Annotated in this window: 20 protein-coding genes; 10 read left to right on the top strand and 10 right to left on the bottom strand. The window is 42.7% G+C overall.

Annotation, left to right across the window (positions count from 1 at the left end):
* The 8 genes from J0656_RS17660 (at position 1) to J0656_RS17695 (ending at position 7,808) form a co-directional block, all read left to right on the top strand.
* Positions 1 to 894, top strand: a complete 894-nt coding sequence (locus J0656_RS17660) for a ribose-phosphate pyrophosphokinase (RefSeq protein ID WP_036378972.1) — start codon at positions 1 to 3, stop codon at positions 892 to 894.
* Positions 891 to 1,544, top strand: a complete 654-nt coding sequence (locus J0656_RS17665) for a hypothetical protein (RefSeq protein WP_051947118.1) — start codon at positions 891 to 893, stop codon at positions 1,542 to 1,544. The genes J0656_RS17660 and J0656_RS17665 overlap by 4 nt, the downstream gene beginning before the upstream one ends.
* A gap of 3 nt (positions 1,545 to 1,547) precedes the next feature.
* Positions 1,548 to 1,841 carry a hypothetical protein gene (locus J0656_RS17670; RefSeq protein ID WP_036378974.1) on the top strand — a complete coding sequence of 98 codons (294 nt, stop codon included), beginning with the start codon at positions 1,548 to 1,550 and terminating at the stop codon, positions 1,839 to 1,841.
* Between the two features lie 11 nt (positions 1,842 to 1,852).
* Positions 1,853 to 2,584: a PPK2 family polyphosphate kinase gene (locus J0656_RS17675; RefSeq protein WP_036378977.1), complete on the top strand. Its 732-nt coding sequence runs from the start codon at positions 1,853 to 1,855 to the stop codon at positions 2,582 to 2,584.
* A gap of 12 nt (positions 2,585 to 2,596) precedes the next feature.
* Complete coding sequence (locus J0656_RS17680; protein ID WP_036378979.1) at positions 2,597 to 4,744, top strand: copper-translocating P-type ATPase; 2,148 nt, start codon at positions 2,597 to 2,599, stop codon at positions 4,742 to 4,744.
* Positions 4,744 to 6,006, top strand: coding sequence for an MFS transporter (locus J0656_RS17685; protein ID WP_207036274.1), 1,263 nt, complete (start codon positions 4,744 to 4,746; stop codon positions 6,004 to 6,006). Before J0656_RS17680 ends, J0656_RS17685 begins: the two co-directional genes overlap by 1 nt.
* Positions 5,996 to 7,177, top strand: a complete 1,182-nt coding sequence (locus J0656_RS17690) for a phospholipase D-like domain-containing protein (protein ID WP_119647138.1) — start codon at positions 5,996 to 5,998, stop codon at positions 7,175 to 7,177. The genes J0656_RS17685 and J0656_RS17690 overlap by 11 nt, the downstream gene beginning before the upstream one ends.
* A 178-nt stretch (positions 7,178 to 7,355) precedes the next feature.
* Positions 7,356 to 7,808 (top strand): pyridoxamine 5'-phosphate oxidase family protein, encoded by a 453-nt coding sequence (locus J0656_RS17695; RefSeq protein WP_036378982.1) that lies wholly within the window; start codon positions 7,356 to 7,358, stop codon positions 7,806 to 7,808.
* Positions 7,809 to 8,302: 494 nt separating this feature from the next.
* Here the strand turns inward: J0656_RS17695 and J0656_RS17700 are convergent, their stop codons facing one another.
* The 10 genes from J0656_RS17700 to J0656_RS17745 form a co-directional block, all read right to left on the bottom strand.
* Positions 8,303 to 9,076, bottom strand: a complete 774-nt coding sequence (locus J0656_RS17700; protein WP_036378992.1) for a M90 family metallopeptidase — start codon at positions 9,074 to 9,076, stop codon at positions 8,303 to 8,305.
* Positions 9,077 to 9,083: 7 nt separating this feature from the next.
* Positions 9,084 to 9,335 (bottom strand): patatin-like phospholipase family protein, encoded by a 252-nt coding sequence (locus J0656_RS17705; RefSeq protein WP_081894152.1) that lies wholly within the window; start codon positions 9,333 to 9,335, stop codon positions 9,084 to 9,086.
* Positions 9,336 to 9,349: 14 nt separating this feature from the next.
* Positions 9,350 to 11,029 (bottom strand): efflux RND transporter permease subunit, encoded by a 1,680-nt coding sequence (locus J0656_RS17710; protein WP_226789937.1) that lies wholly within the window; start codon positions 11,027 to 11,029, stop codon positions 9,350 to 9,352.
* Positions 11,030 to 11,059: 30 nt separating this feature from the next.
* Positions 11,060 to 11,734 carry a response regulator transcription factor gene (locus J0656_RS17715; protein ID WP_036378998.1) on the bottom strand — a complete coding sequence of 225 codons (675 nt, stop codon included), beginning with the start codon at positions 11,732 to 11,734 and terminating at the stop codon, positions 11,060 to 11,062.
* A 339-nt stretch (positions 11,735 to 12,073) separates the two neighbouring features.
* Positions 12,074 to 12,859: a DUF4138 domain-containing protein gene (locus J0656_RS17720; protein ID WP_036379000.1), complete on the bottom strand. Its 786-nt coding sequence runs from the start codon at positions 12,857 to 12,859 to the stop codon at positions 12,074 to 12,076.
* Positions 12,856 to 13,788 (bottom strand): conjugative transposon protein TraM, encoded by a 933-nt coding sequence (gene traM / locus J0656_RS17725; RefSeq protein WP_036379001.1) that lies wholly within the window; start codon positions 13,786 to 13,788, stop codon positions 12,856 to 12,858. Before traM ends, J0656_RS17720 begins: the two co-directional genes overlap by 4 nt.
* The gene (locus tag J0656_RS17730) at positions 13,769 to 14,395 is read right to left on the bottom strand and encodes a conjugal transfer protein TraK (protein ID WP_036379002.1); all 627 of its coding nucleotides are present in this window, start codon (positions 14,393 to 14,395) and stop codon (positions 13,769 to 13,771) included. The genes traM and J0656_RS17730 overlap by 20 nt, the downstream gene beginning before the upstream one ends.
* Before the next feature lie 10 nt (positions 14,396 to 14,405).
* Positions 14,406 to 15,245 (bottom strand): hypothetical protein, encoded by an 840-nt coding sequence (locus J0656_RS17735; protein ID WP_036379004.1) that lies wholly within the window; start codon positions 15,243 to 15,245, stop codon positions 14,406 to 14,408.
* Positions 15,245 to 15,850, bottom strand: coding sequence for a conjugal transfer protein (locus tag J0656_RS17740; RefSeq protein ID WP_036379007.1), 606 nt, complete (start codon positions 15,848 to 15,850; stop codon positions 15,245 to 15,247). Before J0656_RS17740 ends, J0656_RS17735 begins: the two co-directional genes overlap by 1 nt.
* Entirely contained in the window at positions 15,847 to 18,243 is a 2,397-nt protein-coding gene (locus tag J0656_RS17745) for a TraG family conjugative transposon ATPase (RefSeq protein ID WP_207036384.1), read from the bottom strand. Before J0656_RS17745 ends, J0656_RS17740 begins: the two co-directional genes overlap by 4 nt.
* A gap of 422 nt (positions 18,244 to 18,665) precedes the next feature.
* Here J0656_RS17745 and J0656_RS17750 point away from each other — a divergent pair, with 422 nt between their 5' ends.
* Entirely contained in the window at positions 18,666 to 19,280 is a 615-nt protein-coding gene (locus J0656_RS17750) for a DUF6088 family protein (protein ID WP_067036133.1), read from the top strand.
* On the top strand, positions 19,277 to 20,275 hold the full coding sequence (locus J0656_RS17755) for a nucleotidyl transferase AbiEii/AbiGii toxin family protein (RefSeq protein ID WP_067036131.1): 999 nt from the start codon (positions 19,277 to 19,279) through the stop codon (positions 20,273 to 20,275). Before J0656_RS17750 ends, J0656_RS17755 begins: the two co-directional genes overlap by 4 nt.
* Positions 20,276 to 20,500: the final 225 nt, after the last annotated feature.

Consider the following 20,500-nt stretch of genomic DNA (forward strand, 5'->3'; position numbering starts at 1 on the left):
ATGAAAACTATATTATTCAGTCTTCCCGGAAATCAGGAACTCACCGAGTTGTTGGCTAAAAAAATGAAAGCGGAAATCGGGGAATGCAACATAAGAAAATTTCCGGACGGTGAATCCTATACACGCATACTTTCCGATGTAAAAGATAAATGTGTAGTTTTGGTCTGTACCTTACACGAACCAGATGAAAAACTATTACCGCTCTATTTTTTAAGCCAAACAGCAAAATCACTTGGTGCGATGTGTACCTGTTTGGTAGCACCCTATCTTGCCTATATGCGGCAAGACAAGATTTTTAATGAAGGTGAAGGTGTAACTTCTGGTTTTTTTGGGAAATTGATTTCGGGTTTCGCAGATAGCATCACCACCATTGATCCCCATTTGCATCGGATACATTCGTTGGGCGAAGTATATAGAATTCCGAACAGAGTCATCCATGCCGCTGACGAAATCTCAAAATACATCAAGGAAAATATCCATAATCCGGTACTGATCGGGCCCGATTCGGAAAGCGAGCAGTGGGTTGCAGATGTGGCAAAAAAAGCGGGAGCACCTTTCACGGTCTTACAAAAGACTCGCCATGGTGACCGTGATGTTGAAGTCTCCGTGCCTGAAGTTGACAAATTTAAGGACGCGACCCCTGTTTTGGTGGACGATATCATCTCTACGGCCCGTACCATGATAGATACTACGGAGCATTTGAAGAGTACGGGAATGAAACCTGCAATATGCATTGGCATTCATGCCGTATTTTCAGGGAATGCCTATCAAGATCTCTGGGATGCCCATGTCAAGGATATCATTACCTGCAATACAATTCCACATCAGTCAAATAAAATTGATTTAAGCGATACCATAGCCAAGGAAGTAAACGAACTGATGCACCATCAATGAAAATAGGATTGCACTTTACAGTATTCATTTTTATGGTCGTTTCTGCATATGCACAGAATAAAATGTTGATCGGACAATTGTCCGATAGATGGGTGGAACGGGAAAGTTTTAATAAAAATGGAGACTTTCTGAACAAGCAGACCTTTAAGGCGGGAAAGCTAAAAGAAGTCGATGGATATTATGAGGTTGAAGTGGTTGCCGAACTGTTTGACAAGGACAAAAAATCTACTGACAAATACACCATGACGTATCGCTGCAAGCCCGATGAAGCCAGTATAATGGTAATGGCCTTTCCGTTTTCGAACCCAAAATCCAAGGAAACCGAAATCAGTACGACCTCTGAAAATTTCAAGGAACTCTATGATCTGTCGAACTTGGATAGTGTCGAACTCGAAATGAGTTTCGACTCCGGATTGTTGAATTTCTTTGGTTCTAACAGCAAAATAAAAATTTATGACCGGGTGTTGGAATCCAATGGTAATGGGAAAACAATCAAATCCAAAATCAATATTAAAGCCTACGCCATTGGTATACGAATTAAACAATTGGACTATGTTGCAAGTGAAAAACTTACAAATGAGAACTTGTTATCATTCCAGAAATTTACCGAGAAAGACGGCAGCTATTTTACGATGACATACAAACCATAAATTATGAGAAACTATGACACCCTATCAGAAGCAATTAATGATTTACAGATCAGGGGATATACCTATGATTTCAACTTGAAACCAGAATGCTTGCAATGTGCCTCACTGAAAATGGAAATTCAGCCCGAAGATTTTGATGTGGATGAAACCCATCGTTTTGAAGGTATGAGCAGTACAGACGATAACAGTGTTCTTTATGCCATTTCATCAAAAGATGGTATAAAGGGGCTTTTGGTAGATGCCTATGGGGTCTATGCTGAAAATATCTCGGAAGCAATGCGAAGAAAATTACGATAAAACTGTAACCTATGATAGACTTAAATACAATTTCAACCCTTCCTCCCGCAGGTAGCTCAAAAAAACAATCCAAAAAAAGATTGTTAGGGATACGGGAAGAACTTTTTGAGCTTCAGAACAAATTTTATGCCGATGGGCGCTTTGGCTTGTTGATTATTTTGCAGGGAATGGATACTTCTGGAAAAGACGGTACGATTCGTAATGCGCTTAAGGGCATGAATCCACAGGGTGTTCATGTAAAATCATTCAAAAAGCCGACCGAAGAGGAGCTCAGGCACGACTTTCTGTGGAGGGTCTATCCGCACTTTCCCCAAAAGGGCATGATACAAGTTTTTAACCGCTCGTATTATGAAGATATCCTGGTACCCAAGGTTACCAATTCCCTCGAAGAAGAAATACTTGAACACCGTTGCAAGCTATTAAAATATATGGAACAGCATCTTAGGCAAAATAACATTCATGTACTCAAATTTTTTCTTCATATCTCCAAAGAAGAACAGAAAGAACGTATCAAAGAAAGACAGACCAAACCTTATAAACGCTGGAAATATAGTGCCGAAGACGAAAAAGCGGCCAGCCAATGGGAAGTTTACAGAGAGGCTTATAATATGTTAATGAACAACTGCAACGACCCTCAATGGCACATTATTGCAGCCGACAAACGTTGGTACCGCAACTATTGCGTTGCCAAAATAGTATTGGAACACCTTAAAAAACATAATTTAACATATCCAAATACCTAAAAATAGAACACTATGGACAATCACAAAGAGCACAAGGACAAAAAAATGGACCATTCTAAGATGGATCACTCAAAAATGGATCACAGTAACCATGACCATGCTAAGATGGACTCCTCCAAAAAGCAACACCAAAGAGAAGACCATTCTAAAATGGATCACGGAAGTGGAGACCATTCGGGCCATAACCCCGCTCACGGACAAATGGGGCACGACCACCATAAAATGATGGTCAAGGATTTTAGAAAACGGTTTTGGATATCTTTAATCGTTACCATCCCAATATTGTTCTTATCGCCAATGATACAGGAGTTTTTTGGGTATGACCTATTGCTCCCCGGAAATCCGTATATCCTATTTGCACTATCAACATTTGTCTATTTCTGGGGCGGCTGGCCATTTTTAAAGGGATTTTATAATGAAATAAAATCCAAGGGTCCGGGCATGATGGCCCTAATCTCAATGGCTATAAGTGTGGCCTATTTCTATAGTGCCGCTACAGTTTTCGGACTCCCTGGGGAGGACTTTTTCTGGGAACTGAGCACCTTGATTGTCATCATGCTGTTGGGACATTGGTTGGAAATGAAATCGGTGCTGGGCGCATCCAAGGCACTCCAACTTTTGGTCAGTATGCTGCCCGCTGAGGCCCATAAAGTTGTGGGTGATAAAATTCAAGATGTAAAACTAGAGGATTTATTAAAAGATGACATCATATTGGTTAAACCCGGCGAGAAAGTACCTGCGGATGGCATCATCACCGAAGGATCTAGCTACCTGAACGAGTCGATGCTGACAGGCGAGTCAAAACCGGTAAAAAAAGAAGTACAGGATAAGGTCATCGGAGGTTCCATAAATGGCAATAGTACCTTAAGGGTAAAGGTAGAGCATACTGGAAAGGACAGTTACCTGAACAAGGTGATCAAGATGGTCGATGAGGCACAGCGCACGAAATCGAAGATGCAGAACCTTTCAGATCGGGCGGCCAAATGGCTGACCTATATTGCATTGGCCATTGGCTTTGGGACACTCGCGGTTTGGCTGATTTTAGGTTTCCCATTTGTTTTTGCATTGGAAAGAATGGTAACGGTCATGGTCATTGCCTGTCCACACGCGCTCGGTCTTGCCATTCCGTTGGTTGTCGCTATATCTACAGCGGTATCTGCCCAAAATGGTTTATTGATCCGAAACAGAACGGCCTTTGAAGAATCCCGAAAAATATCGGCTTTATTGTTTGATAAAACGGGAACATTGACCAAAGGTGATTTTGGGGTGACCCGAATTGAATCAGTGAACGAATTGTACACCAGAGATGAAATTCTGAGGTTATCCAGTGCTCTAGAACTAAGCTCCGAACACCCCATCGCCGTGGGGATCATCAAAAAGGTCAAAGAAAAGGACATCGAGATTCCAAAGACCAAAAACTTCAACGCCATAACGGGCAAGGGTGTAGAGGCAATCGTAGAGGGTAAGAAGGTCAAGGTAGTAAGTCCGGGATATCTTCGGGATGAAAAAATCCAAATTACCGAAGATGCCTTTAGTGATGCCGCAGAGACCGTAGTTTTTGTTCTGATAGATGGAAAATTAGCAGGATATATTGCGCTGGCCGATGAAATACGGCCAGAATCTGCCGATGCCATCAAAGTATTCAAAAAGAATAACATCAAAGTCTTAATGGCTACGGGCGATAATGAAAAAACAGCAAAGGCTGTGAGTGACAAACTTGGTTTGGATGGGTATTATGCCGAGGTGCTACCCCATCAAAAAGTGGAAATCGTAAAAGAACTGGAAAGCAAAGGAGAGTTTGTGGCCATGACGGGAGATGGGGTCAATGACGCACCTGCATTGGCAAAAGCTGATGTAGGAATTGCTGTTGGTTCCGGTACCGATGTTGCCGCGGAAACCGCCGATATCATTTTGGTAAACAGTAACCCAAAAGATATCGCCAATCTGATATTGTTCGGTAAAGCCACCTATAACAAAATGATCCAGAATTTGGTGTGGGCAACAGGCTACAACGTTGTGGCCATACCGTTGGCGGCTGGGGTTTTATATTCTTCTGGATTTGTGTTGGGGCCAGCAGTAGGTGCCGTATTTATGAGCTTGAGTACCATCATTGTTGCCATAAACGCTCAATTGTTAAAAAGAAAAATCGGAAGCAACTGATGAACAGGAAAGAAAAACTCGGTAGAATATTTCTAGTTTTATTGAGTTTGTTCGTAGTGATGTTGGGCTACGGCATTTTATTGCCTACCCTCCCATATTATACCGAAAAACTGGCTTTAAAAGACAATCTGGATACGGACCTTATCAACTTCCATATCGGAATGTTGACCAGTATTTATCCGTTGTTCCAACTCTTGTTCGTTATCGTCTGGGGCAAGCTTTCCGATAAACACGGCCGTAAACCTATAATACTATTGGGGCTTGTAGGTTTTGTCGTGATGAACTTGCTAACCGGTCTTTCCACTTCTCTGTCGATGCTATATATAGCCCGTATCATAGGGGGCATCTTTACGTCAGCGGTCACTCCGGTCAGTAATGCCTATTTAAGTGATATTACCTCTGAAAAGCGAAGGACCAAAATAATGGCCTGGTCTGGGGTCGCTATCAGTTCCGGGGTGATATTTGGCCCTGTTCTGGGGGGATTTCTGTCGCAAACGAACCTACATTATACATACTCTTTTGGGGTGTTCCACTTAGACGGTTTTTCGGTTCCCTTTATTTTGGCTGCTCTTTTGGGCTTTGTGGTATTGCTGATAATCATAAAATGGCTGAAGAATACCGAAATAAAAAAACGTATTGTTTCTGAGGCGGTCAAATTCAGTTTTTCCCTGAGTAACTATTTTATCATTTTGTTGCTCCTATCCTTTGCGATACAGTTTGTGGTTACCCTGTTTGAGACCGTGTTTTCAATTTATGGGAAGGATGAGTTGGCATTTACAACCAATCAGGTGGGTATCGGTTTTATGCTCTGTGGTTCGGTAATGGCCGTTTTGCAGCCTGTGTTCGCGACCTATGGCGAAAAAATGCTGACCTCAAAACAGCAAATAACATTAGGGTTATTAATATCCGGTGTTTCGTTAATTGTCTTCCCCTTTGTGAGCGGTGAACTATACATTTACGGTACCATAATAATTTTCGCAGCTGGGGGAGCCATGGTGACACCAAACCTGCTTTCGGCAATTTCTTTGATTTCCCGGGATAATACGGGAAGGAATATATCCATTCAAAGTTCCACGAACAGTATCGGACAGATTTTGGGCCCGGTACTGGGGACTTGGCTGATAGCTGGTGGGTTTTATTACCCTTTTATTATTGCCGGTGCAACCATTTTTGGTGCTATGGGACTGGTTTACTTTTTGAAGCGACCAAATAAAGGGATTGACGGGCCCTTAAGCATAAAAAACTTTAGGGATGGATCATAGAAAATGTAGTAAAACAGCACTTCAAAATGCTGCTGACAATTCGAAATATGTTGAATTGGTTCGTTCGGGAGAAGACTATTTTTTAAGGCTGGAAAAGTTAATCGATAAGGCAGAAAAAGAAATCCATATACAGACCTATATTTTTGAAAACGATGATACGGGAAACCGTATAGCCTCCTGTTTGAAGAAAGCCGCTCAACGAAAGGTAAAGGTATATGTCTTATTGGACGCCTATGGTAGCGCTGCATTACCCAATAGTTTTGCCCAGGATTTGGTGCAGCATGGTATTTTACTTCGTTTTTTTTCACCTTTATTCTCTCTGAACAATTTTTATATCGGCAGGCGGATGCACCATAAAATTGTGGTCGCCGATGAAAAAATGGCATTGATAGGCGGAATCAATATTGCCGATAAGTACCACGGAACCACAGGTTCGGAACCTTGGTTGGACTATGCCGTTCAGTTAAACTGCCCAGCAGCCAAGAATCTACAAATATTGTGTAGCGATTATTTTTTCAAAAAAGGGAGTTCAAAAAAAATACCACCAGTTTTACATTCGGCCGGTAGTGCACTCGTGGGTATTTTACAAAACGACTGGCTACAGCAAAAAACGGAAGTCTGTGATACCTACACGAACGCCTTCATTCATGCCGAAAAGGAAATTGTAATCGTGGGCTCGTATTTTTTACCTGGAAACAGATTGGCAAAGGCTTTGAAAAAGGCGTGTAAAAGAGGAATAAAAACAACGGTGATCTTAGCGGGTATTAGCGATGTGCCTTTGGTGCGTAGGGCAACCGAACATTTGTACTCCTCTTTTCTAGACGACCATATGAGAATCTATGAGTGGAACAAATCCGTAGTACACGGTAAAGCTGCGGTGGTTGATAACAAATGGTCTACCGTAGGTTCATTTAACTTGAACAGTCTTAGTTGCTATGGCAGCATTGAAATGAACGTAGAGGTTCACTCAGTAGAATTTGCCGAAAACCTTCGGGCTGACTTTGAAATAGTTATAAGCGAGTGTAGCGAAATTACAAAGGGGAGTCTAAGACAAAGAGCCGGTATATTCAATAAGTTGGGTAATTGGATTTTTTACCAAATGGTACGAACGATTATGCTTTTTCTGACCTTTCTTCCGCATTTAAGGTTTTTGAAAAATTATAGGTTATAATATGTTGGCAAGTGGTTAAATGGTTGGGCTCGTTTATCTGTCTTTACGACCCGAGCAGCAAACCATACGGCACAAGAACCTAAAATAAGGAAATATACAATCAGTGGCGGAATGCAAACTGTAACTGCGCTAGGCACCATACATATAAAACGATTAGTAATATTGAAATACATTAATAATGACAGATTTAACACCAAACGCGATCGAACGCATACTCAGGAACAATTACCTCGGCCACTTGGCCTATCTATGGCAAGGGAAGCCCCATGTGATTCCCTTTACCTATTATTTTGACCCTACGGACAATACGATCATTAGCTATACCTCGGAAGGCCATAAAATCGATGCGATGCGAGCCAACAAATCGGTTGCCGTTCAAGTCGAACAAGTGCAATCCATATCCAATTGGGAATCGGTCATGTTACAAGGTACATTCGAAGAAATTCGAGGCAGTAGTGCCAAACAAAAATTACATCTATTCACCGAAGGCGTGAAGGACATTATCCGTAGAAAAGAAAACAGAGAGGTAGGGTTCATCAATGAATTTTCCAGTAAATCATCTGCTAATGGCATTCCAGTCGTCTTTCAAATCAAAATACTAGAAATGTCGGGTAAAAGAAGAAAAAAATAAAAGATAGATTTCAAAAAGAGACCATCTTTTTGAATCATAGGATTCCGAAATGAGAAACGAAAAGATTTTAACGTGGTTAAAAAAAATTAAACAAGGCCAAAATTCGTTTAAAATTGGAATACGATTTTTAAGGTCTAAGTAATCTCTAATCTAATAATTGAAGAAAATTAAGCTCACGGCGTATTGTGGCAAAACCATTCTGGGACATTTTAATGACCCTAAAGCAATTGATCGGAACATTATATTGGATCCCGACACCAAATCTGACCTATTATCTCCTGAAAGGATTCATAACCACAAACAGAACCCAAATTCACGCAAAATTTAGAGAAATCACTCTTAACTGTTAATCACATTTGCCCTTGCTGCTTAAAATTAAGGTTATTATACTATTAAACGATCCTGGTTTGGGAGGTAAGCATAAAAAGATTGGGGCATCTACGAATCAGCTTTTAAAATTGATCAATTGCAAATGATATAATTCAATTATGAATTCAGGCCTCAGGATTCTGCATAAAGCACACAACCAACATGTTATAAAGTTCTGGATGTTTTTTTTTGAGTAAATCTGGACGTTCAAAAAAATACTCTGAAGCAACTGCAAAAAATTCAACAGCGTTTGTTCCACCATATTTTCGAATATCAGAATGGTCACTGTTTATCGCTTCCATTTCCTTATGGATCAAATTTATCCAAGGTATGGTATATTGATGCTCTAATAATCTTTCCGGAATACCATCTGCAAAATCATCAAGCTTATCTAAAAGGTGTACAAATTCGTGTATGCCGGTATTGCTTTTATCACTTTGGTTCACAAAACCATGGTATAATGCCTTTTTTGATAATATCATCTGTTTTTCAAAACGTCCGTTACCAACAATTCCACCAATATTCCGTGTTTTTGCCTTACCATTGAATTGCATGTCCGCATTGAAGTAATCGGGATATAACAAGATTCCACTTAAATTGGTATAATGCCACTCTTCAAATCCAAAAACAGGTATAATTGCACTTGCCGCAATCAAAACCTTATCAAGATCTTGTAATTCCAATCGCACACCTTCAATGTAGACTTCACTTAGAAATTCCATCATTCTGCGTTGAAATAGCATTTGCTTGTTTCCAGGAAGATTTCGGTAGTAAACCACATAAGCCATTGCCAGCTCATGCCAGTGACCAGGAAAAGGCCGAGGTTTACGCCGTTGCGACTTTCTATAGTTATAAACAAAAAATAGAAGAATAACTATTAATACAAAAACATAAATCATATTTGTGTTACTTCAGTAAAGTGAATCTCTTATTGAAGATTCCCAATTTAAAGATCTTCAAAAACTCCTTTTTGTGCGACAGGTCTAGAATCTCCAACGGGGTATATCCAAACCAGTACAATGCCGCGATGATACTTCCCGCACTGGATCCGGAAACATCTTCCGGAAATATCCCGTGGTCGTTAAGGGCCTGAAGGACCCCTATATGGGCAGCTCCCCTTGCACCTCCTCCTGACAAAGCAATTCCAATCAATGGCATCTTTTAAATTGTTTTTACTCCTTCAACAATTTAAGTATAATTGGAAGTACCACCAATAACAATGGCAATGCGAAGACCAACCCTCCGATGACGGCAATCGCCAAGGGCTGGTGCAACTGGGCCCCTGCTCCGATACCCAGGGCCAAGGGGATCAAGGCCATGATTGCGGCAGTGGCTGTCATTAATTTGGGCCGCAATCGTTGCGCTATGGAATATTCGATCTTTTGTGGGTGTGATAACGAAACATCACATTCTTGGTACTGTTGATAGGTAAAAATGGCATTCTCCCCGATAATCCCAACTATCATAATGATACCTGTGTAACTTCCTACATTCAAAGGTGTTCCTGTCAATAATAGACTCAACAGACAACCTGCAACCCCTAAAATGGCAATGAATATGATGGCAAGAGCAATCTTGATCTTTCTGAACAGAAACAATATGACGGTAAAGACCAACAGTACCGCGGCAATCAAAATGAGCATCAATTCCTTAAAAGCCTGTTGTTGTTGCTGGTATTCCCCTCCATATTCAATATGATACCCCGGGGGAAGGCTGATCTTCGTGGACAGATTGTTTCGGATATCGGTCAAGGTAGACCCAAGGTCCCTGTTGTTCAAGCGAGCCGTAACGACCCCTATGGATTTTTGGTTTTCCCGATTGATCTCTGCCACTCCCTTCCCTATTTCAATTTTCGCCACTTTTTGTAAGGGTACAATATCCCCACTGGGCAATTGCAGGGTCATTTGTTGGATATCGGAAACCGAATTGGTGTTGGTGCCGGGAAATACCAACCGGATATTCACTACCTGCTCCCTTTCAATTATACTACTGATGACCACCCCTTGGATCTGGGTTTCCAGTTGCTCGATATTGGCGAACTGGTTGTTCTCGATCTTGGTCAACAAGGTCAAGCGCTTGGTCATTTGGGAGAGTCGCTGTATATCCCTTTGGATGGAAGTGAGTTGTTCGAACTGCTGGTCGTCCAATGGTTCCTCCATATTGATCACGTTCTCGATCTTTGCCTGTATAATGGCCAAGGGGGTCTGCATCTCATGGGATACATCCTCCGTATATTGTTTCAGGTTCCGATAATCCGAACGGACCTTATTGGTCAAGATCTTGATCTCTGAATTCAATTCGGAGAACTCCAGGATTCCACTGTCCATCAGGGCGATGGGAGCATCGGAGCTGAGCGAAAACCGTTTCATTTGCTCCAGGTTGTGGAAAAAAGGGGTCCACAGTTTTTGGTTCCTCGAACGATTCACATAAAACAGGAACAGGAATACCAAAAGGATGATCACCAAATAGGAAATGACCACGGCGATCAGGATATTCTCCGATTCCACCACAAGTGCGCGGACCGTGATCCTATAATTTTCACCATTGATGGCGGAGAAGGTGGACAGTTCCCTGAACTCTTCCATTTCATCTTGTGAGGGATCATAGATGATGGTATCCTTTAGCACCTCATTGCCCAACCGGGATACCTTTTGGATCTCGACCACCGGGGACAATTGAAAAGGCTCCGGATTTTCGATCAGGGAACTTTCGATCCGTGCCTCTGTCGAACGGAGCTCTTCCTCCACTTCAGACTGGAGCAGGTTCCTCAGATAGAAATAAAGGGCCACCGTACTGACCAACATCAACAGGGCACTGATCCCCAAAAAAGTTTTGGAGGTCTTTCTGATCAATCGTATTTTTTTCAAGGTATCCCCCATAGATCACTCTTCCACGAACTTATACCCACTTCCGTAGGCCGTTTTGATATACTTGGCCCCTGCTTCGGTCAATTTTTTGCGCAGGTTGTTGATATGGACATAAATAAAATCAAAATTATCCGCAAGATCGCTATGATCCCCCCATAAATGTTCGGCGATGATCTCTTTGGAAAGCACCCGTCCCTTATTGGTGACAAAAAAAAGCAAGAGATCGAATTCCTTACGGGTCAAGGAAAGGGCTTGCTCATTGACATAAGCGGTCCTAGAGCGCGTATCAATGGAAATCTCGTGGAACTCCAAACGGTCATTGCCCCCAAACTTGCCCCTTCTCAAAACCGCCTTTATCCTCGAATTGAGTTCGGCCAAATGAAAGGGTTTGGTCAAATAGTCATCGGCACCCAGATCCAATCCTTCCAGTTTATCGTCCAAGGAATTGTTGGCGGAGATGATGATGGTCGGGGTCTCCGAACGGTTGCGCTTCAACAGTTTTAGGATATCCAATCCACTACCGGTGATCAGGTTGATGTCCAGGACCAACAGATCATATTCATAGAGGTCAATCTTATAGAGGGCCTCGTGGTAGTCTGAAGCCATTTCACAGACATTGCCATCCCTTTCCAAATAGGTGGCAATGGATTTCTGGAGTTCGGTCTCGTCTTCTGCAATAAGGATCTTCATACCATAAATTTATGGTATAAAAATAGATCTCAAATCTTTAGGAATTCTAAAGTCGCCATCTACACTTCCAGCAATGGATCAGGTTGTTGCGACTGATGTCCCTTTCATTCCTTCACTAACAAACTATCCATGACTTGAATCGGACGGTTGGATGACAATGATATGCTGATGTGCCAATGCTTTTAATACAGCTGGAAGCCAGTTCCATTTTTCCTGAGGTGTACCATTCCTATTTCATTTCCTTTCTTGGCCAACACTATAACCTTTGTTATGGCAAAATTTTGTTTTCATGTTAAATTATATACCCTATAAGGGATTCCACTTCTCTTTATCGATAGGTCAATAGTTGAGCTCCAACCTTCTGCCTCCACGGCTTTCCAAGAGAATCAGTCTTAGATGCTCCTTATGGGATAGGACAAATTTGGGTAGCACAAGTACAAATCGTTGGGAAGTCCCGGTTTTAATAATTTTGGGTCGTTCAAAGATATAGTGGGGTTCCAACCTGGTTTCTTGATACGAGGATCTCCGTTTCAAGCTGCCATTTATCCTTAGGGCCTCAAGGGTGCCTACTTCAAAATCAATGCCTGATCGGTTGTGCACCTCTACGACCATAAATACTTGAGCGTTTCGGTAGACCAACCTTTTCAACCGCAATCGGATTCCCTTTCTTCGCACCGATGCCAAGGCACCATTTCCATCACTTGATAGCAATCCACTTAAAAAAGCAAATCGAGCTGTGTGGGAAGCCAAGGAATCCCCTTTTTTACCAGGTAATGGCTGTACTGGACCAATGCTGTGCGCCTTGTCCACAAAAAAATGGGTTTGGGCAACGTTTTCCCTATAGGCCACCTTAAATTCATATGCTTGTCCGTCCATGGTGACCACCAAAAGGTTGGTAATGGTGTTGGCTGTGGCCTGCAATAGCCCAAAATATTGAGCTTCTTCCCGGTTATAGGTAAAGATCGCTTTAGTGTTTCCCGTTATAGCCTGTTTGATGGGACTGGGAAAAAAGAGGGCCACGTTCATTTGTGAATTGGCTTGGATGGTGTCCAAAACCTTTTGGCCCGATACGGTGTGCCCATAGGCCATTAGCATTACTGCAATGATGACGTTTAGTGTTCTCATGATCTAGGTATTAAGAAAAATTGATAATGGTCGGAAATCTGAACTTTAACGGTACGTTGATCACGCTGAAATATGCGTTTGATCCCATTGAACTGGGGCACACCCGGCACATTGATCTCTCCAAGGCCCTCATCCAAAGACCGATCCACCACTTCACCCCGCAGATGGTTCTTCACATAAATCCCTTCCTGCCCATCCTGGGCATCATAGGCTTGCATATCCATAAGGGTTGTCCCCAATCGGGTAAGTTCCACCATCACCCGGTTGGGCCTTATCTTTACAAAGCCATAGAGGCGGGTACCTCCTGGCATCCTTTTCCCATCCACAACATAGTCATGGGCGAGTCGCAAGTCCAATCGTTGTCCATCCCGAAGGGTCTGGTCCCCATCCACATACACCTTGGCCACAGCAGTAGTTGGTAAATTTCCATCGGAACGGTTCCTTTTTGGATTGGAGGCAAAGAACAGTTGATGTACCAATCCTAGCTCCGTTTCCGTCCTTGGGGAACCCATTGTCAACTTTTCATCGTCTACCTTTACCTTCTTTACAGTCCCCAACTTGGGCATTACACCTGCATCCGATACAGAATTTTTTTTTGCAGTAAAGGCATTGATATCATAGACGCTGTCTATGATACGCTGCTTTTCATATTCCATATAATCGGGATTGAAATACCCTTTATCATCCACCATGTGGTCGGGATACACTTGGGGTGCCGTGGATTGTTTTTCCACCTTGATGGCTTCCACGGCTTCCAGTTTGGTTTCAAACTCCACCGAAGTGTCCTCCAGATCCGGCATGGGGATCCTCCCTACATCAAGGCTTTCCTTTTTTGGCTTACCAAAAGTGACGATGCTATATATGGTGATAAAGAGTACCATACATGCCAGTACCAGCACAAAAACTATTTTATTCTTCTGTGTTTTCATGAGTTTCTAGTTTACGAAGTGAGTTTTCAAAAAAATCAGTGATCAACAATCCATGAGGATTATGGGGAAAATTCCGTTCCACCTGGATCAAATGTCCCGAGGTCACCAGTTCATAGGTATCGGTGACGGTTCCCCGATTGATCCGTATATGCAATTGGGTCCTAAACGCAAAGGAAGACCCATCCCAATCCAGCTCTGTATCGATTCGGATGACCTCTTGCACAAGGGAATATTGCAACAACCGGTTATAGAAACCGTCTGCCTTTTTCTGTTGAAAGACAGCACCAACGGAGGCATTGCCCAACCAAAGGGCCCTTTCCATGTTCTTCTCATAACTGCCGGCATCCACCCCATAAAACCACCTATGAAACTGTTCCAAATGGGCCAGGGCCTCCACTTCCAGATGATCCCGTTGTTCGGCCCAGGAAAGCGGTATGACCTCCCCTTCCCCATTGACCACGAAGGCCCCGTTCAACGATTCACGGTATATCCTGCCCACTAGGACCATAGCAACCATACAGACCAAAACCGAGGCGATAACCACGGCAAGAACCACAAAACGGTTGAGCCGCAGCACATGAACAATACTTTTAAAAGGTGTTTTCATAGACTTCAATTTAACCGGTGAACAATCGAAGGGTAAAACTGGTCGCCCTTCGGTACAATTTAAATTTGAGCAAGACAATAAAGCCAATGGTCCCGAGTTCAATGATCGGGGCAAAGAATTCACTCCCAAAATCAAAACCAAAGAGGTTCCCCCAGAAGTTGGTACTGATCTCCGTATAAAGGTTGTTGACGAAGACATTGACCAAAAAGAAGGCGGGCACCAGCATATATACAGCTGCATACAACTTAAAAAACTGATAGGCCAAGGGCCTGAATTTCTCAAAGACGGCCAAACTGATGACCAAGGGAAAAAAGGCCTGTAGGATTCCCAACAGGAAATACCGCTCCGCAAGGAACAAAGGATAGATGAACAGGTCCATCAACCAAAGAATGACCCCGATGATAAAGGCCAAGACCTTCAAACCGTACAAAGGGGTCACCAGGGCCTCATACAACAGTGCCATGGCCTTTTTGGCGGCTTCCAAGGCACCCACATCCCGTTCCAGATCTACATCCTGCAGCTGCAATGGGAGGAGTGCCGGAGCCGTGTCCCGGTATTGGACCTCAATGGCCACCAAAATGCCATCGAAGACTCCCAATACCTCTGTGGAGAAAATGACCAGCAGCACCACCAAAAAATTCTTGGCCAGTTCCGTTGGGGTCAATCCCCAGGTATGGCCATCGATGGTGGCGATGCCCTCATTGTATTTCTTCAATATATTTATCAAAAAGAACAGGACGGCCAAGGTCTTCATCCCCACAATGGTATATTGGGAGAAATCACTGTCCTTGATGGTCTGAAAGACCGCATCCACATATTCCAATCCTATGCCCAAAAAGTATCCCGCCATCAGTATTCCGTTTCCCGATTATTGATAATATCCTGCATCCTCCGAAAGGAGATGATCTCTCGATAGCGACGGGTCTTGACCTCAAGCTCGGCCACCATTTCCTGGGACTGGACTTTCTTTTCCATCAAAATGGCGGTACGCTCCGCATCGGTCATCTTCAAAAAATCACTAGACAAGATCTGGTATACAAAATCCAGGTCATCAATGGCCGTATCCATGATCTGCTCAAAGGCTTTGGATACCTGTTCCACTTCCCCCGCCTTGATATAGGGGGAGTTCAGAATATCACGAAGATCGTTCTGTACCGTTCGAAATAAAATCTCGTTGTTACGTGCCAATTCCCGAAGCGCCTTCAGTTGTTTGATGGTGTTATTGACCTTGACAATATTGTCCTTCTGTTCCTTTAAAAACTCCACGGTCTTTAGCAGTTCAGAGGTCTGTTTGGCCGATTCCAACAAGGACTTCGTCATACTGATAAAGTTCGTGTTGTCATACACCGGCATCCCCTGGGCCGTAGCACGGCCGGACAAGGAAATGGCCAAGATCAGCGCCAAGATCCACAATCGGGGATTGTTCCATAAGGTTTGTTTCCAATCTATTTTCATATCATTTTCTTTTGTTGATTTATAAATTCCGTAATGGCCCGTTCCATATCCCCGAACTGTGCAAAGAGTTCCATGATCTGACCATGTTCCATCCCATCGGTGAGATAGGCCGCATAGACCTCTGGGGGTACCTCCAAGCGAAAGACATTGCTTTCCTTCCCGATTTTGATAAAGATTTCGGTGTATTTGCGCACCCCGGTAAGATTGTTTCTAAGGGACTTTAATTGATTGAGATCATGGTTGGAGAGGTGCAACCGTCTAACCAATTCATGATAGCCCTTCTCGTTCCGCAGGCTATAAATTACTTGGGTATTCTCCAGGATACTTGCCGAAGTGGCATTTTCAGGTAACTGGTTGATGGATTGCAGGATGATCCCAATGGCCCCGTTCTGTTTTCGGATGGCCTGGTAATAGAACTCCACACTCTCCAGGACATTGGGAAACTTGAGCTGCTTGGCAAACTCATCGAAAAGAATAATGCCCCTTTCCGAACGGTTTCGCCAAATGGTGCGTTGGATGGCCGACTTGATCAATTTGAGCATTACGGACAGGATTTCCCTATTGTCGCGCACCTCGTCCAACTCAAAGACAATTAAACGCTTGTCCTCAATTTTATAGGTCTGATCTTCTGCCATATGAAACAGAAAACTGTACAGTCCCCCGTCCACATATTCGGAAAGGATGTGCAAAAATCCATAGACATTGAAATCCGATTCCTGAACCCGTGTATCCTCGATCAAAGTATCTTTGTTCCTATCAACGAACTGATATAGGGAAGCCAAGGAATGCCCCTCCATGATCTTATTATAATAGTGCAACAACACTTTTTTCAAGGCCACTTCCTTGGATTTGGTCACATGGCTTTCCGCCAAGAGCTCCAAAAGGAACAGGGCCAGATCTTCCAAGCGTTCGGGATTCAAATCGGACTGTTCTGAAATGTAAAAGGGATTGATGCCCAGATTCTTCCCCTGTTCGTATCGCAATATGATATGATCATCGGGATACAATTGGGCAAATTTGGCATAGGAACCCCCTAGATCGATAATGACCAATCGTACATCGGCCTCAAAGTATTGACGTAGAATATTATTGGCCAAAAAGGATTTCCCCTCCCCGGTCGGGGCGAATATGGCAAAGTTTCGGGCCTTGATACGCCGTTTCCCCTTATCCCATATATCCTTGACCACAGGAATATTGTACTGTCTATCGTTAAAAACGATTCCTGTTTCATCAGAGCGATAATTGGTATTGTTGATATACAGACAAAGGGCCGCCTTTAGGTCCATCACAAAAAGATCCTCATTGGAAAGGTTGGAAGCATGACTGGGATAGGAGTTCAAAAAATAATGTTTGCGCTCCTCCCCGTTGGGATGATAGGGTCGAATATCCAATTCCTTCAATTGCGCCTTGATGCCAGAAACAATGCGCTTTAACACGCCAACTTCCGTATGCCAGAAAACAATGTTCACATGGCCACGAACGATTCGTGCGGTATCATCCCCATTGATCCTGTCCAAGATATGTTGGACCTTGTTGCGAACCACTTTGTTCTGTGAACCAAAATTGGAGCTCTTGGAGAGTTCCTCTATTTTCTTGTCCAACTGTTTACGCCATTGATGGGTATCGTCCAGAAAAAGGATCTGGTTGATGATATGGTTTTCCCCCAATTCCAGTCCGAGACCGTCCAAGAAACCCTTGTGAAAATTGAATCCGTCCGAACTGAATTTCCCATTGGGCACACTGCTTTGCACGGTTTCACCAAAACAACCTTCATTATTCATGGCCATCACATCGAAATAATGGTCCCCAATTTCTATGGGGCCTTTTCCAAACTGGATATCCGTATCAAAACCTTGATTGTATCCATTGAAATAATCCTGGGTATGCTCCAATATTGCTTCAGGTTCCATGGGAACCATGGACACGCTTTTGGAGTTGTTGACATAGGATACCGCATCGTTCACCGAAGTAATAAATTCCGCTACCTGCACATCCAGTTTACGGTGAAGACCATTCTCCACTTTTCGAAAGGGATTGACATATTTGGTGGCATTAATGGCCTTGTCAAGCGGAAGTACAAAGAAGAGATAACTCTGATGGTCCAAATGCTCCCTACCTACAAAATAATCATGGGTAGCCTTTGCCAGAAAGGTATCCCTTGGAAGGTTCCTAGCATCATAACCTTTCTTTTGATACCTATCCTGCTTATGGATAATAGCACCCACGGGCAAGGATTTAAAGGCTTGGAACCACATCCCGTGCAGTTCCTCAAAATTCGTTTCAGAAAGAGAGTATATAAACAGTGACCATCGGAACGGTTTTATGCCGTCCCTTGTCCGAGAAAATAGTGCGAGCTTAACTTTCGGGAATATTGGTAAGAAAATAAAAGTTATAAGGCAAAATTCAAGCGTTGGTACCTGATGTGATTTATAATGGTTTCAAAAGCGCTCCTTGGGAACCCAATGGTTGCCCTTACCATGCATATAGACAAGTTTAAGAATTTTGGCCCAAGAGCACACTGTTCATTAATTTGTTTATAACACACCGTCGACAAAGCCCCTACCCCATTGACTTTCTTCCTGGAAAAAACTAACTTCACTACATGGTAAACATCGGTGTTCACAATTCACTTGAAATATCAAAATAGCTCATGAACACCGATGTTTACCATGTGGAAAATTTGCCTAGTGCTGTTGGTCAAGACCAACAGCACTAGGTTTACACCCTCCATCTTTTGTGATTTTCACTCTTGTCTCCCCAAAAATTTATTCGTCACATTTTTTTACTAAATTTGTGACGGAAAATAAGTGACAAAATGCCCATACCCACTGAAAAACTTATAAAAAATTCAATTTCGAACCATAAGCGTGGAAAAATTTTTTTCCCGAAAAACTTTTCCAAATTCGGTACATCTGAAGCGATAAGGCAAGCATTGAAAAGGTTAGAGGACAAAGGTTTTTTGATCCGATTGGCCCAAGGCATTTATCTATATCCCAAAGAACACAAGCTACTTGGGACGTTATATCCGTCTTTGGAAGAAATTGCCAAAGCAATCTCTAAAAGGGATAAGGCCAGAATTATTCCCACTGGGATTCAGGCACTCAACCAACTGGGGCTTTCCACACAGGTACCTTTGAATTTAGTTTACTTAACGGACGGAACTTCCCGTACCATATCCGTTGGGGAAAATACAATAAAGTTTAAAAAGGCTTCCCCTAAAATTCTAGCCGTCAAGAGTGAGACCAATATCCTTATCATGCAAGCCCTGCGCCAATTGGGCAAACACAATATAGATGACAAAACCTTGGAAAAAATAAATATGATACTCCAAAAGGTTGACAGAGAATCAATAGTTCATGATATGAAACTAGCTCCTGTTTGGATTTCTGAAATTATGCAAAATTCACTATCAAAAAGGGAACCGACATGAAGGAATGGTTTGATTTATCCGAACAGGACAGAAGAGAAGTGATTGTTCAAACAAGTATTTTAAAAGGCCTTTCACAGGCGGCCATAGAAAAGGATTGGTGGGTGGTCGCTGTCCTTCGCACCCTATTCGAAACCAAATATTCAAACCACCTGGTTTTCAAAGGAGGTACATCCTTGAGCAAAGCATGGAGACTTATTGAGCGCTTTTCGGAGGACATAGATCTGGGTATGGATAAATCCTTTTTTGAATTTGAGGGAGATCTTTCCCGAAAACAGGTTAAAAAACTTAGAAAGGCATCATGCAAGTTTGTGAGCGAGATACTGCCGCAAGATTTAGAGGATAAGCTTCATGAAATGGGCATCAAGGATTTTACCATCCATGTCCGCGATTTTGAAGAATCAGATACTGATCCCTTGGCCATTGAAATCCGCTATAAGTCATTGGTCGACAAGGTTCCCTATTTAGAACCAAGAATACTGGTTGAAATAAGCTCCAGGTCACTTCGGGGACCCTTTGAAAATAGAGAAGTTATATCGTTTATTGGGGAAATGTACAGAGGCCTATCCTTTGCTGATAAAGCCGTTAATATACCCACAGTTTTGCCTCAACGCACATTTTTGGAAAAACTGTTCCTATTGCATGAGGAATTTCAGAAACCAAAAGAACGGGGACCAATAAGAGGTCATCGAATGACAAGGCATTTATATGATGTATCCAGAATGATGGATACAGGATTTGGGGAATCGGCAATAAAGGACAAAGCATTGTACGACAAAATTGTGGCACACCGAGAAGTATATGCACGAATATCTTGGATCGATTATTCAAAGCATGGTTATGAAACTTTGAATTTCATTCCACCTGAAGAAGTTATGGCGGAATGGGAAGAAGATTATGCGGAGATGAAAGAGAGCATGTTCTATGGTAAAACGGAAAGCTTTAAAGATTTAATCAACAAGCTGACCGGCTTGAGAGATAGGTTTAATTCAGCCTAGTTCATTTTGATTCCAATTGTTCTCAAATAGCCCAGAAACAGGACTCAAATGTTAAAGTAGCGTTGAAGTAGAGTCCCTTTCCGCGACAGCTGACTTTTGACCCCTTGAAACTAAGTGTCCTGTCTTATATGTTGAAGTCGAACTGCATTCGATATTGCGCATAAAACAACCCGAAAATCAGCAAAAACTGCTTTCCTAAAAAGGTATTCTAAATAGAAATAACAA

The organism is Flagellimonas aurea, from assembly GCF_017313785.1.
Lineage (GTDB): Bacteria > Bacteroidota > Bacteroidia > Flavobacteriales > Flavobacteriaceae > Flagellimonas > Flagellimonas aurea.

Coding starts and splice junctions, on each gene's coding strand:
- J0656_RS17735 (WP_036379004.1), bottom strand. CDS start 15,245: ATGGCGGGATACTTTTTGGGCATAGGATTGGAATATGTGGATGCGGTC.
- J0656_RS17700 (WP_036378992.1), bottom strand. CDS start 9,076: ATGATTTATGTTTTTGTATTAATAGTTATTCTTCTATTTTTTGTTTAT.
- J0656_RS17720 (WP_036379000.1), bottom strand. CDS start 12,859: ATGAGAACACTAAACGTCATCATTGCAGTAATGCTAATGGCCTATGGG.
- J0656_RS17665 (WP_051947118.1), top strand. CDS start 891: ATGAAAATAGGATTGCACTTTACAGTATTCATTTTTATGGTCGTTTCT.
- traM (WP_036379001.1), bottom strand. CDS start 13,788: ATGAAAACACAGAAGAATAAAATAGTTTTTGTGCTGGTACTGGCATGT.
- J0656_RS17675 (WP_036378977.1), top strand. CDS start 1,853: ATGATAGACTTAAATACAATTTCAACCCTTCCTCCCGCAGGTAGCTCA.
- J0656_RS17685 (WP_207036274.1), top strand. CDS start 4,744: ATGAACAGGAAAGAAAAACTCGGTAGAATATTTCTAGTTTTATTGAGT.
- J0656_RS17670 (WP_036378974.1), top strand. CDS start 1,548: ATGAGAAACTATGACACCCTATCAGAAGCAATTAATGATTTACAGATC.
- J0656_RS17680 (WP_036378979.1), top strand. CDS start 2,597: ATGGACAATCACAAAGAGCACAAGGACAAAAAAATGGACCATTCTAAG.
- J0656_RS17715 (WP_036378998.1), bottom strand. CDS start 11,734: ATGAAGATCCTTATTGCAGAAGACGAGACCGAACTCCAGAAATCCATT.
- J0656_RS17705 (WP_081894152.1), bottom strand. CDS start 9,335: ATGCCATTGATTGGAATTGCTTTGTCAGGAGGAGGTGCAAGGGGAGCT.
- J0656_RS17695 (WP_036378982.1), top strand. CDS start 7,356: ATGACAGATTTAACACCAAACGCGATCGAACGCATACTCAGGAACAAT.
- J0656_RS17690 (WP_119647138.1), top strand. CDS start 5,996: ATGGATCATAGAAAATGTAGTAAAACAGCACTTCAAAATGCTGCTGAC.
- J0656_RS17660 (WP_036378972.1), top strand. CDS start 1: ATGAAAACTATATTATTCAGTCTTCCCGGAAATCAGGAACTCACCGAG.
- J0656_RS17740 (WP_036379007.1), bottom strand. CDS start 15,850: ATGAAAATAGATTGGAAACAAACCTTATGGAACAATCCCCGATTGTGG.
- J0656_RS17750 (WP_067036133.1), top strand. CDS start 18,666: ATGCCCATACCCACTGAAAAACTTATAAAAAATTCAATTTCGAACCAT.
- J0656_RS17755 (WP_067036131.1), top strand. CDS start 19,277: ATGAAGGAATGGTTTGATTTATCCGAACAGGACAGAAGAGAAGTGATT.
- J0656_RS17730 (WP_036379002.1), bottom strand. CDS start 14,395: ATGAAAACACCTTTTAAAAGTATTGTTCATGTGCTGCGGCTCAACCGT.